This is a genomic window from Mucilaginibacter sp. UYCu711 (genome assembly GCF_050433825.1).
Lineage (GTDB): Bacteria > Bacteroidota > Bacteroidia > Sphingobacteriales > Sphingobacteriaceae > Mucilaginibacter.
Window position 1 is genome coordinate 406,265 of the sequence record NZ_JBNPWM010000001.1, and the last position, 13,617, is coordinate 419,881.

The following is a 13,617-nucleotide window of genomic DNA, read 5'->3' on the forward strand; positions in this document are numbered from 1 at the left end:
TAATCAAAATATTATGTTCAAGCATTTATTTAAACTGATCTGGAACAAAAAGAAGCAAAATGCTCTGCTGATAACAGAGATGCTGGTATCATTTATGGTAATGTTTGCCGTGTTTTCCATGATCGTGAATTTTTACCAAAATTACCGTACCCCACTGGGTTTTGAGTATAAAAATGTATGGTTAATAAACATCGATAACTCGCCTCATTTTAACAGGGGCGATTCGGCCGCAATGTATTATGAAAATATCCGCAAGGTTTTAACCAATATGCCCGAAGTTAAGGAGGTAAGTTTTGCAAGTGGTAATACGCCCTTTACCAGCAGTATGATGACCACCGGTTACCGGCATAAAGGCAAACTATATTCGCCGATAAATTTCTACCGGACAGAGGACGCTTATGACAATGCTTTCGACCTTCATCTACTGGAAGGCCGTTGGTTTGAAAAACAGGATGATGCGGCAGTAACTACACCTGTTGTTATTAATCAATCATTTAAAGAACAGATGTTTGGTAAAGGCAAGGCAACAGGGCAGTTGATAGGTGGCTATGACGAAAAAGACCCTAAGAAGATGCGGATAATCGGCGTGATTGCCGATATGAAGGATAGGGGCGACTATCGTCCCTCGGGCCAGTCTTTATATACTCGAATTGATACCGGCTTTTTTCACTATGTAAGCCGTATAGTTATTAAGGTTACGCCTGAAGCTGACGCTGCTTTTGAAGGCCGCCTGTATAAAGCAGTAGCAAATATTATGAAGGAATCAACGGTTGGGATAGAGCGTTTTAGCCAAAAGCGGGATAAAATGAATAAAGAAACCCTGATGCCGGTTATTATTCTGCTGATACTGGCTACTTTCCTTATCATCAATGTGGCCCTGGGCTTATTTGGTGTATTATGGTACAACATCAATAAACGACGCGGTGAAATTGGATTGCGCCGGGCCATTGGGGCTACAGGTAATTCGGTGGCAGCACAGATAGTTACCGAGTCTGTGCTTTTGGCTACGCTGTCATTAATTATAGGGTCGTTTTTTGCGGTACAGTTCCCCTTGCTAAACGTATTTGGTTTGCCGGCAGGCGTTTATTTTACAGCAATATTTTTAGCTGCCCTGTTTATTTATTTGCTGGTACTGGTTTGTTCGCTTTACCCGGGCAGGCAGGCTGCAGCAGTATATCCGGCTGTAGCGTTGCATGAGGAGTAACAACCATAGCGATGGGTTTTAAACACATTGCTATAATTAAATTAAATATGAATTTTATCAAACACATTAACAATCAAACCATGAAATTTAAATTTTTAATTGCCCTTTGCTTGCTGGTAAGCACCAGCTTTGCGCAAAAAACTACAAACTCAGTTAAAAGTGATGCAACTTCTGTTTCCCTTACCGAAGATCATAACAGCTATGAGCTTTCGGCAAAGTATAACGAGGAGTTAACCGATAAGGTAAATAAGTGCCTGGACGAAGGATTAGCTAAAGGAACTGATTTCTCATTTAAAAACACCCGATTGGATGCCGTAATGACTTTGGATAACGGTGTCACTTTTTATGCGAAAAATTCGCCCGGAAAACTTATTTTAAAGTTAGATAAACGAAAAAATTCTACTGAACTTTACAACCGTTTCAAAAAAATGTGTGAGGAGGTAAGTGCCATTGTACAAAAGAAATAAATGATACTGGTTATTGACGACGATATAGCTGTAAGAACCTCGCTCATCCTGTTAATGGAGGGCGAGGGTTTTAAGGTTACAGCAACAGCTAACCCAGGCGACGCGTTATCTGTCATTAAAAAGCAATCACCTGACCTTATTGTCCTCGACCTTAACTTCTCGAACGCCACATCTGGTATTGAGGGTATGGAGTTGCTGAGCAAGATCAAAAAAATCAATTCTGCTATACCAATTATTTTAATTACGGGTTGGGCAAGTATTGAATTGGCCGTTCAGGGTATGAAGTTAGGGGCTAATGATTTTATCAATAAGCCATGGAACAATGCGCATTTGCTTCAATCGGTAAAAACACTGCTTGATCTTAATAAGCAGGCTGCCATAAACACTACCCGTAAGCAATTAAATAAAGCTTATAATTTTGATAATATAATAGGCGAGGACCCGCAAATACTAAGCATATTGGAAACGATAGGCCGTGTAGCTGGTACCGATGCATCTATATTAATAATGGGCGAAAGTGGTACAGGTAAGGAACTGATTGCTGAAGCTATTCACCAAAACAGCCAGCGCAAAGCCAGGCCATTTGTTAAAGTTAATTTAGGTGGAATCTCAACATCACTGTTTGAGAGTGAAATGTTTGGCCACGTAAAAGGAGCCTTTACTGATGCGCGCTTTGATCGTGCAGGCCGTTTCGAACTGGCCAATAAAGGAACAATTTTTTTAGATGAGATAGGCGACCTTGACCCAAGCAGCCAGGTAAAACTGCTGCGTGTGTTGCAGGACCGGACCTACGAGGTGTTAGGCAGCAGCCGTACCAAAACGGTTGATGTCCGGGTGGTTTGCGCCACCAATAAAAACCTGGAAGAAATGGTGGGTAGAGCATCATTTCGCGAAGATTTGCTTTACAGGATCAACTTAATTACCATCCATTTGCCTGCATTACGTGACAGACCCAAAGATATCCCGTTACTGGTTAATTTCTTTATTAATAATTTAAAGCAGATCTATAATCGCCCTAAGCTGGCAGTGTCCGCGGCTGCTTTAAAATGGCTGCAGGCTTTACCATTACCCGGAAATATCCGCCAATTAAAAAATTTGGTAGAACGGACAATATTAGTCACCAAAAAAGATGAACTGGAAGTAGCAGACTTTAGTGCACAACTAACCCCAACTAAGAAAGAAAATCAACTATTACCCGGCACGTTGGAAGAAATGGAAGTAGAAATGATAAAACGTGCCTTAGCTTATCATCAAAACAAAGTGGCGCGGGCCGCGGTATCGTTAGGGCTTACGCGCAGCGCACTCTATCGCAGGTTAGATAAATACCAGATCCCATACGATGAAACTGCGGACTAAATATATCCTGTTCGTTACCATTATCCACCTGCTGGCACTGGTTTTAACCTATTATATTTTCAGGGGGGATAAAATTTTCTTTATAGGTGCCGAGGTATTTGTGCTTATTTCGATATTTATCGCTGTTAACCTATACCAGCAATTATTACGCCCGCTAAAAACACTGATGCAAGGTGTCGAAGCCATAAAGGACCGCGATTTTAACGTAAAGTTCCTGTCGACGGGTAAGCATGAAATGGATGAGCTGATAGATGTATATAACCAGATGATGGATGAGCTACGTATGGAACGTACACGCCAGGAACAACAGCATTTCTTTTTAGAAAAGCTGATACAAACTTCGCCAACCGGAATTGTAATTATGGACTTTGATGGCAAGATCCAGCAAATAAACCCCAAAGCGGAAAAAGTTTTGGTGCCTGCGTTACTGGCACACATTAATGGGCTTACACCCGGTGATGCCATAACTGTTAAAGTGGATAGTGCTGCCACTTACCGACTGCAAAAATCACATTTTATCGACCGTGGTTTTGCCCGTCATTTTGTAATGATTGAGGATCTTACAGTTGAAATTGTTGCTGCCGAGAAGAATGTTTATGGCAAAGTGATCCGTATGATGTCGCACGAGGTTAATAATACGGTAGGCCCGGTAAACTCTATCATGGAATCGGCATTAAAAACCAGCAGTGATAATCTTAAAGATGCCTTGCAGGTGGCTATTGATCGGAATCATAACCTTAACCATTTTATGCGCAACTATGCCGACCTGGTAAAGCTGCCTGCACCGCATAAAAAGCTCACTGATATTAATCAACTGGTGCATTCAGTTGGCGCTTTATTGCAAATTAAAGCCGGCGATAGTAATATCAGATTTGAATATGATACTTTACCCTGCACAATAATGGCTGATGAATTGCAAATTGAGCAGGCATTGATTAATATCGTAAAAAACGCGGTAGAAGCTATTGGCAAAGACGGTACCGTAAGCTTTAAAACAAACAAGAACACCCTAATTATTGCTGATGATGGCCCTGGTATCAGCACCGAAGAAGCGGCGCAGCTTTTTTCTCCATTTTTCAGCACTAAAAAAGACGGGCAGGGAATAGGGCTAACGCTGGTGCGCGAGATCCTGATCAATCATAATTTTGATTTTTCCTTAAGAACGATAGCTGAACGGCAAACGGAGTTTACTATCCGTTTTAATTAATTGCTGCAAACAATCAATTTTATTTGCGGGTTACTAATTAAAAAGGAGGAACTATGCCCTGGTATAACGGAGATTACCCGCCATCTTATAAAAATCAACCCAAGAAAATAAGAGATAAAGCGACCGAGATCGCCAATGAAGTGTTAAAAACTACCGGCAATGAAGGCGAAGCTATCGCTACAGGTTTGAAGCATGCACGCATACATTTTGCCAATAAAAAAGCCGCGAAAACAAAGGATTGAGCCATGCCTTCAGCAGTTATTGCCGCTTACGAATATGATGGTGCCAGGGAAACGTTGACAATCCGTTACCATTCGGGCAAGGTATATAATTACTTGCAGGTACCCGAAAAGGTTTTTAAAGAGATGCGCTCCACGATGGTGAAGGGGATATGGTTTAACAGGTATATTAAAGGCAAATACCCGTTTGAAGAAGTCACCCCAGGCTTAAAACAAACTAACCTGTTCAAGCCCGGTACCTTGTAAGCCTTGTTCATAAGCCCGGATCAATTCAATAATATCATTACCAAATTGTGTTGTTTTTTGTGGCCCTACACCTTTAATAGCAGATAACGCTTTAAGCGTAGCTGGTAGTTTCTCGGCAATAGCCGCTGCCGTTTTAGCGGAAAAGACCATGTTCGGCATAACTTTTTCCTTCTCAGCAATAATGTCCCGCCAGGTTAATATTTGCTGATATAATTCCTCGTTAGGTAGCGCGTTTAATACTTTAAGATAAGTACTTGTTATACTTTTTTTATTATGCAATTGCAGGTAAGCGGAGGTTGTAAATTCTGCTTCGGTAAAATGCTCCAGCAGGTTTATCCGGGCCATAAGCCAGTTGATCAGTTCATCCGCTTTAGCAGCCATTTCCTGAGACTGCCCGATGAACGAAGGTAATTGCTTGTGCAGATCTTCTGTAATGGCTGATAACTTATCCTGAAAATAAACGGCAGCTTTTTTAATGCGTTCTGCATCATAATTAGCAAGTTGACCGGCAGAGCGCCGCGCTATATCCATCACCGTAGGTTGCAGGTCGGGTAACAGATACTCGAAATTTTTACTTCGTTTTTCCAGCCCATTAAAATTAAATAGTTCCGTGAGCAGGAACAGCCGGTAAGCTTCCTGGTCGCGTTCTAATTGCTCGCGGTCTGGTTTGAGTAATTTAGCCTGGGTGTTAAAACGGGTGACCGCCGGGTCGCCAATAATATTATGTGCCGCGATAGGATTGCGCAACACCATACCCGACAGACTGCGGCAACGGCTCAACGCTACATATGCTTGCCCATGTGCAAATGCTTCGCTGACATCAATAATTGCTTTATCAAAGCTAAGCCCCTGACTTTTATGAATGGTGATTGACCAGGCCAGCTTAAGTGGGATCTGCGCAAAGCTGCCGGCATTGGTTTCATTGATCTCGTCGCCCGCCAGCTGGTATTTAACATTTGTCCATTCCTGGGCCTGTACCTCAATTTCCTGGCTGTCGCTTTGCACCGTCACCGTATCATTAGTTAACTTTAAGATCGTGCCGATCTTGCCATTATAATACAATTTTGCTGATGAGCTATCATTCTTAACAAACATCACCTGCGCGCCAATCTTTAGCTTTAATTCGGTTTCGGTAGGGTAAGCGTCCTTCGGGAAATCACCCTTAATGGTCGCCTTAAATTCTACCTGCTCACCGGCCAGGGCTTCGATAAATTCGTTGTTAATTTGCTGAGTTATCGCGTTATGCGTAGTTAAGGTGATGTAAGGGTCTTCGGCAGTCGGCTTGAAATCGGGTATATACCTTGCATTCAATAACTCAAGACTTTGATCGCTTATAGTTTGGTTACGTACCTCGTTCAATATATCTACAAAGGCCTGCTCCTTTTGCCTAAACACTTTATCCAGCTCAATCCTTACATACGGCGCTTTTTGCAGTACCAGGCTGCTAAAGAAATAGGGAGTAGTGTAATAACGCCTCAACATAGCCCATTCTTCATCGCGGATTATTGGACTCAATTGGGATAGGTCTCCAATTAACAATAATTGCACGCCGCCAAATGGATGTGAATTATTTTTGATATTCCGTAAGATCAGATCTACCTGGTCAAGTACATCGGGCCGTACCATACTTATCTCGTCAATAATAAGTAGTTCAAGGCTACCCAGCAGCTCTTTTTTCTCTGGGCTATAATGTAATTCAGGTTTGGCATTACCTGCGGGGATTATCGGCCCAAATGGTATCTGGAAAAAAGAATGGATCGTCATTCCACCCGCGTTTATCGCTGCTACGCCCGTTGGTGCTACTACCGCCAGTTTCTTTTTAGATTCTGACCTTACGCGTTGCAAAAAAGTTGTTTTACCCGTACCCGCTTTTCCCGTCAGGAAAACTACGGTATTGGTCGATACCAAATAATCGTAAGCGAGCTCCATCATATTCGATACAATTATACTAATAAATTTAGTAAATATAATAACCCATCATAATTCTGTATTATGCTATCATTATTCTTTCCGTAGTAAATTGTAACTTGCCGTGTCTTATTGCAATTATGGATTTTGTTTCTTTATTTACGGATGATTATTCCGGAGTTAAAAAACGCCGAAATAAGGCATGATCATAAACCAGCAATAATATTTAGATAACCTGTTTTCCAATTACTAAATTATGAACCCTAAAAAACCGGAAACTCAAACCTCGCGAAGAGATTTTGTTAAGAAATCAGCTATCGGGCTGGCCGCATTTACTATTGTACCACGACACGTATTAGGTGGAACAAATTTTCTTGCGCCCAGTGATACGCTTACAAAAGCCGTAGTAGGTGTTGGCGGCATGGGCCGTAACCACTTTGCTTATGAGGGTACAAAGGTTGTTGCTATTTGCGATGTTGATAAGAAACATTTGGAGCAGGCATCAGCTATGCTGGATAAAGGCGTAAAACTATTTAGTGATTATCGCGAACTGATAACGCTGCCCGAGGTAGATATAGTGCACATAGCAACCCCGCCGCACTGGCATGGTATCATAGCTGTTGATGCCGCAAACGCAGGCAAAGATGTATGGTGCGAAAAACCAATGACACATACTATTGGCGAAGGTAAACGTGTTAAAGAGGCTATTCAGGCTAATGGGCGTATGTTCAGGTTAAACACCTGGTTCCGTTTTAAAGATGTTTTTTATGGGATGGGCACCCCGGTTAAGCCAATTAAAAAATTGGTTGAAAGCGGCTTGTTAGGATGGCCTTTAAAAGTTACAGTAGGCAAGTATACCGGGTTCGATTGGAAATTTTATTGGGTAGGTAAAGATGTGCTTGAACCACAGCCCGTGCCGCCAGAGTTAGATTACGAGACCTGGCTTGGCCCGGCACAATATAAACCATATCACCCGCATAGGGTACATCAAACCTTCCGCGGCTACTGGGATTATGATGGCGGTGGACTTAGCGATATGGGGCAGCATTATATAGACCCTGTGCAGTACTTTTTAGGTAAGGATGATACAAACCCTATCTCGGTAGAAGTAGATGCCCCACAACAGCATACAGACGCTGTAGGCACCTGGAGAAGGATAACCTATACCTACGCTGATGGCTGCCAGATAATATTAGATGGTGAAGGCAAGGATACCAACGCAGCCTATATTGAAGGGCCGAAAGGTAAATTATACCAGGGCTTTAAATCTGATATTCCTGATCTGGAACGTAAGTTAGCAGCGTTCCCCGATCCGGCGCCACAGTTTACCACCTTTACCGATTGCGTTAAAACCAGGCAAAAATTTGCGTTAAACGAAGAGAATGCATTACGCTCATGTAATATTGTAAACATGGGGATGATAGCGTTAAAATTAGGCAGGTCGCTTAAATTCGACCCGGTTAAAATGGAGTTTATTGATGATGAAGCTGCAAACAGGTTGATAAACCCGGCCATGCGTGCACCCTATAATATCTAAGCAACAGTTTAAAATGACATTCAGATCAATCACGATGACGAAAAAAATATATTTCCTGTTAGCAATGGCTATGCTGCAAAACGCAGTTAGGGCGCAGGATAACAAAGATAAGGTTGCCGATGTATTAGCGCATATGCCGGCTTATACAGCCGCCGCTTTAAAAAATGATGTTACCAAAATAAACGCTTTAGGCGAAGATGGTATAGCCACACTTATAGGCGGACTAACAGCACCGGGAACAAGCAGTAATGCATCAATAGAATATACCATTGGTGCCTTTACAGCCGCTGCAACCCAAACAGGTAATGAAGCGATGCGTAAAATGGCTGTAAGCGCTTATAGCAAAGGTTTGCAAAAACTTACTGACAGGCAAGCTAAACAATTTATAATTAGCCAGTTTGATTTGGTGGGCAAAGATGATGCAGTGGCCACTTTAAAAAGCTACCTGACAGATAACGATCTTGCGGATGCTGCTTCGCGTGCTTTGGTGAAGATCAATTCACCTGCTTCAAAAGCTGCGCTGTTGGCTTCATTACCGGCTGCAAGTGGTGCTGCAAAACTTTCTGTTATTGAAGCTTTGGGTAATAGCCGGTATAGAAGTGCCGCAAAAGCTATTAATGCTTTAGCTGCCACTAATGATGCAGCGCTTGCCAAAGTATCCTATTATGCATTAGCTTATATAGCCGACCCATCATCCGAAAAAGTACTGGCGGCTGCCGCTGCGAAAAGTGGCTACAAATATGAAAATACCGAGGCCACTAAATACTATGTGATCTATGCCGGGCAGTTAGCTAAAAACGGCAATAAACTATTGGCCCAAAAAATAGCGAACGGCCTTTTACTTAAAGCCAAAGGTGACGACTTGGTGAACATACGCATAAGCGCGCTGAAGGTTTTGGTTAGTTCATCTGCAAATAATCAGCAACTATTATTAACTGCTGCCGGCGATGCAAACGCGCAATATCGTGCTGCGGCATTAAGGTCTGCACTCCCTTATATAACCCCGGTTACAACCAAAGCCTGGATAAATAAATTAAACACGGTTAATGACGATGCCAAAGCCGATATACTGTTTATGTTTGGGCAAACCAATGCTAAAACTGCATTACCTGCCATAATCGCGTTAGCAAAAAGTAAAAATGATAAAGTAAAGCTTGCCGCTATTAATGCTGCGGTTAACATTGGGCAAGAGCAGGTGCTTAGCTCGTTGATAAAATTAATGGATAGCGGCACCTCTGATGATAAAGATATGATCGCTGAAGTTATCGGCCGCATGAAAGGTGCTACTGTAACACAACAACTTGCTGATGCTATACCAACCGTTAAACCGGCAACTCAGGTAACTTTAATTGATATTTTAGATACACGATCAGTGACCGCACAATTCGGCGCTATATATACACAGTTAAAAAGCGCCAACCCGCAAACTAAACACGCTGCTTTTGCGGCTATAAAACATGTTTCGTCTAAGCAAAACGAGGCGCAATTATTTACGTTGCTTAATGAAACAACAGGCTCTGAAGAAGAAGCTACCCAGGACGCGCTCATTACAGTAGTTAGCGGTGCCGATAATAAAGCCGAACAGGTTGACCTGGTTGTAAAGCAAATGGCAGTTGCACCAGCGAATAAGAAACCGCTGTTCTATAAAATGCTGGCAGCTTTAGGCGGGGCGCAGGCATTAAAAATTGTAGCGGATGACTATAATACCGGCAACGCCGAAACTAAAAAAGCTACGCTTGACGCGATGTCGGTGTGGGTAACCGGCGGCGCTACTGCGCAAATGATAAAAATAGCCCGCGAGACTAAAGATGCTGATCTGTTAAATACAGCAATCAATGGCTACTTAGCTTCTGTAAATCAAAATGCCTACACACCCGAAGAAAAATTACTGCTATTTCGCGATGCATTTGCCGTAGCGCAAACTACAGATCAGAAGAAACAGATCCTGGCTAATATTGAGCAAGCCAAATGTATCAACTCAATACTTTTTGTAGGTAAATATTTAGACGATCCGGCTTTACAACAGGTAGCGGCCAGTACCGTTGCTAATATTGCGGTGGCAGGTGTTTATACCGGGGATATTATTAAAGAACTGTTAAATAAAACTGCTGCTTTAGTAACCGGTCGCCAAAAAACTGCTATAACCAGGTATTTGAATACCATGAAACCTGATGCAGGTTTTGTATCGATGTTTAACGGTGTGGACCTTACCGGCTGGAAAGGTTTAGTGGATGACCCGATCAAGCGGTCAAAAATGGATGCCAAAACGCTTGCCGAGAGACAAATAAAAGCGGATGCCCAGGCTAAAGAAGAATGGAGACCGGTAAACGGTGAATTGCATTTTGCAGCTAAAGGTTTCAATAACCTGGCAACGGTTAAACAATATGGTGATTTTGAAATGCTGGTTGACTGGAAGATAATTAATGATGGAAAAGGAGAGGGCGATGCGGGCATTTATTTGCGTGGTTCACCGCAGGTACAGATCTGGGATACTTCCCGTGTAAAAGCAGGTGCCCAGGTAGGTTCTGGCGGGCTATATAATAACCAGGTTAATCAAAGCAAACCACTTAAAGTAGCCGATAATAAACTGGATGAATGGAACACCTTCCGGATTATAATGATAGGTGACCGTGTTACCGTTTATCTTAACGGCGAACTGGTTACAGATAACGTAATATTGGAGAATTATTGGAACAGGAAACTGCCGATATTCCCGATTGAGCAGATAGAGTTGCAGGCCCATGGGTCGCCGGTTGCTTATCGTGACCTGTATATCCGTGAAATACCGCAGGTAAAGCCATTTGAGCTAAGCGACGAAGAGAAAAAGGATGGCTTTAAAGTATTATTTGATGGTACTAATATGTTTAACTGGATAGGCAATACGGTAGATTATACCATGGAGGACGGGACAATAGCTGTACATCCAAAAGGAACCAAAGGCGGATCGGCCCGTGGTAACCTGTATACCAAAGAAGAGTTTAGTGACTTTACTTTCCGTTTTGAGTTTAAACTAACGCCTGGGGCCAATAACGGTTTGGGTATAAGAGCGCCATTAGAAGGCGATGCAGCTTATACCGGCATGGAACTGCAAATATTAGATAACGAGCACCCAATGTATAAAGACCTGCATGTATATCAATATCATGGATCGGTTTACGGCACTATCCCTGCTAAGCGTGGCTTCCTAAAACCCGTTGGCGAATGGAACTATGAAGAAGTAATAGTTAAGGGCCCTAAGATCAAAGTGATCCTGAACGGTACTGTAATAAATGACGCAGATATTACCGAAGCCCGTAAAAATGGCGCTGCCGATGGTAAACCACATCCGGGTTTGCAACGCGAAAGCGGCCACATCGGGTTCCTGGGTCATGGTGATGAATTGTATTTTAGAAATATCAGGGTTAAAGACGATAGTGTAAAGAAATAGGAATAAGAACATATGTCAGTTAAAAATATAAGTGTTTTGGTGGTTGGTTGTGGTAATATGGGCGCTTCGCACGCCACAGCTTACCATAATTTAGATGGGTTTGAGATCTGTGGTTTGGTATCAACAGGTAACAGTAAGGTGGTATTGAATGAGAAGCTTGGCGGTGGCTATGCGCTGTTCAGCGATTATGATGAAGCGTTACAGGTTACCAAACCCGATGCAGTTTGCATTTCAACCTACCCGGATACGCACGAAGATTTTGCAATAAAAGCCTTTAAAAACGGCTGCCATGTGTTTATAGAAAAACCTTTGGCCGATACCGTAGAAGGTGCGGTACGGGTAGCCGACGCGGCAAAAAAAGCCGGTAAGAAACTGGTTGTTGGTTATATTCTGCGTTATCATCCGTCGTGGGAAAAATTTATCGAGGTTGCCCAGCAAATGGGCAAGCCGTTGGTTATGCGGATGAACCTTAATCAGCAAAGCCATGGCCCAAAATGGACGGTACACCGTAACCTGATGAAAAGCCTGAGCCCGATAGTTGATTGCGCTGTGCACTACATCGACGTGATGTGCCAGATGACCAGATCCAAACCAGTACAGGTAAGCGCTATAGGCGCAAGGCTAACAGATGATATACCCGACTGGAACTATAACTACGGGCAATTACAAATCCGTTTTGAAGATGGTTCGATAGGTTGGTATGAAGCAGGCTGGGGGCCGATGGTTAGCGAAACGGCATTTTTTATTAAAGATGTTTTTGGCCCAAAGGGCGCAGTATCCATAGTTGCCAAAGAATCATCAAAAGTTGGGATGTCTGATAATATAGATTCGCATACTAAAACCGAATCGATAAAAATTCATCATGCTGATCTTAATAAAGATGATGAATTTACCAAAACCGATGAGTTTATAGACATGCATGATGAGCCCGATCACCAGGAACTTTGCAACCGCGAACAGCGTTTCTTCCTCAAAGCTATTCATGATGACCTCGACCTCACCCATCCTACAGAAGATGCTATTAACAGCTTACGCATAGCGTTTGCCTGCGATGAGTCTGTAAGAACAGGGCAGGTAGTAGTATTGTAATAAATCATACAAACAACCACTGATAATAGCTATAACCGCTAATGTAATAGCTGAAAACCGCGAAGAATGTTATATAGCGGGATGGCCAATTACATTACTAAGCCAATTAAATTAGATGCGTTTTTAACGATACTAAAAGAGGCTGCAAATAGTTAAACCAATATTACTTTAACGCCCATGGCCTCTAATTTTTCGGCTATATGCTCAGGTAATCCTTTGTCGGTAATTATTTGATCTATTTCATCCAGTCCACAGATCTTACCAAAACCCCGTTTGCCAAATTTGGTTGAGTCGGCTATTACTATAGTTTTTTGCGATACCGCCATCATCTGCCGGTTTAAGTGGGCTTCCATTGCGCTGGTAGTGGTTAGGCCAAACTCCAGATCAATCCCATCTACACCTAAAAAAAACTTACTGCAAAAAAAGTCGGCCAATATACTTTCGGCATAGGGCCCCATAACAGATGATGAGCTTTTTCTGAGGAGGCCGCCCAATTGCAGTACCTCGATATTTTGATGATGGATCAATTCAAGAGCCACATTTAAAGCAGAGGTAATAACTGTTAAATTTCCAACCGGTTGAATGCTTTTGGCGAGGGCCAGCACCGTTGTTCCGGATGCTATCAGGATAGAGTCATCAGGCTGAATAAGGTTTGCAGCAGCGGCGCCTATCTTTATTTTCTCTGCAGATTGTAGCTTCTCTTTCTCGTTTACCGGCCGGTCTGTAGTATAAGGATTGTTTTGCGTAGCCCCGCCATGTGTACGAAACAGGCAGTTTTTATCCTCCAAAAGTTTCAAATCCTTTCGAATGGTTACTGATGATACCTCTAATTCATTACACAGATCAAGCACGCTTACACTTCCCTTTTGCTGAACCTGGTTTAAAATATGTTGGTGCCTTTCGGTTAAACTGCGCATCTAAGTTATTTTACGGTGCA

Annotated in this window: 11 protein-coding genes; 9 read left to right on the plus strand and 2 right to left on the minus strand. The window is 42.6% G+C overall.

The window, feature by feature from the left end:
* Positions 1-13: 13 nt before the first annotated feature.
* From ABIB50_RS01945 to ABIB50_RS01970, 6 genes are all read left to right on the plus strand, one after another.
* On the plus strand, positions 14-1,204 hold the full coding sequence (locus tag ABIB50_RS01945) for an ABC transporter permease (protein ID WP_429376791.1): 1,191 nt from the start codon (positions 14-16) through the stop codon (positions 1,202-1,204).
* Positions 1,205-1,284: 80 nt separating this feature from the next.
* Complete coding sequence (locus tag ABIB50_RS01950; RefSeq protein WP_429376792.1) at positions 1,285-1,671, plus strand: hypothetical protein; 387 nt, start codon at positions 1,285-1,287, stop codon at positions 1,669-1,671.
* Positions 1,672-3,027, plus strand: coding sequence for a sigma-54-dependent transcriptional regulator (locus ABIB50_RS01955; RefSeq protein ID WP_429376794.1), 1,356 nt, complete (start codon positions 1,672-1,674; stop codon positions 3,025-3,027).
* Complete coding sequence (locus ABIB50_RS01960; protein ID WP_429376795.1) at positions 3,011-4,234, plus strand: sensor histidine kinase; 1,224 nt, start codon at positions 3,011-3,013, stop codon at positions 4,232-4,234. The genes ABIB50_RS01955 and ABIB50_RS01960 overlap by 17 nt, the downstream gene beginning before the upstream one ends.
* Positions 4,235-4,287: 53 nt before the next feature.
* Positions 4,288-4,476, plus strand: coding sequence for a hypothetical protein (locus ABIB50_RS01965; protein ID WP_429376797.1), 189 nt, complete (start codon positions 4,288-4,290; stop codon positions 4,474-4,476).
* Between the two features lie 3 nt (positions 4,477-4,479).
* Positions 4,480-4,719 carry a KTSC domain-containing protein gene (locus tag ABIB50_RS01970; protein ID WP_429376799.1) on the plus strand — a complete coding sequence of 80 codons (240 nt, stop codon included), beginning with the start codon at positions 4,480-4,482 and terminating at the stop codon, positions 4,717-4,719.
* Here the strand turns inward: ABIB50_RS01970 and ABIB50_RS01975 are convergent.
* Positions 4,681-6,651, minus strand: a complete 1,971-nt coding sequence (locus tag ABIB50_RS01975; protein ID WP_429376801.1) for an HRDC domain-containing protein — start codon at positions 6,649-6,651, stop codon at positions 4,681-4,683. The two genes, ABIB50_RS01970 and ABIB50_RS01975, sit on opposite strands and share 39 nt — an antisense overlap.
* 232 nt (positions 6,652-6,883) lie before the next feature.
* On the opposite strand from ABIB50_RS01975, the gene ABIB50_RS01980 reads away from it, so the two are divergent.
* Genes ABIB50_RS01980 through ABIB50_RS01990 form a run of 3 tightly spaced genes read left to right on the plus strand, consistent with a single transcriptional unit; the run spans position 6,884 to position 12,680 of the window.
* Positions 6,884-8,164, plus strand: a complete 1,281-nt coding sequence (locus ABIB50_RS01980) for a Gfo/Idh/MocA family oxidoreductase (protein WP_429376803.1) — start codon at positions 6,884-6,886, stop codon at positions 8,162-8,164.
* 13 nt (positions 8,165-8,177) lie between these two features.
* On the plus strand, positions 8,178-11,591 hold the full coding sequence (locus ABIB50_RS01985) for a DUF1080 domain-containing protein (protein ID WP_429376805.1): 3,414 nt from the start codon (positions 8,178-8,180) through the stop codon (positions 11,589-11,591).
* A gap of 12 nt (positions 11,592-11,603) precedes the next feature.
* Positions 11,604-12,680, plus strand: a complete 1,077-nt coding sequence (locus tag ABIB50_RS01990; RefSeq protein WP_429376807.1) for a Gfo/Idh/MocA family protein — start codon at positions 11,604-11,606, stop codon at positions 12,678-12,680.
* 152 nt (positions 12,681-12,832) lie between these two features.
* Here the strand turns inward: ABIB50_RS01990 and agaR are convergent, their stop codons facing one another.
* A complete protein-coding gene (agaR, locus tag ABIB50_RS01995; RefSeq protein ID WP_429376809.1) occupies positions 12,833-13,597 on the minus strand; it encodes a transcriptional repressor AgaR in 765 nt (254 codons plus the stop codon).
* Positions 13,598-13,617 lie beyond the last annotated feature (20 nt).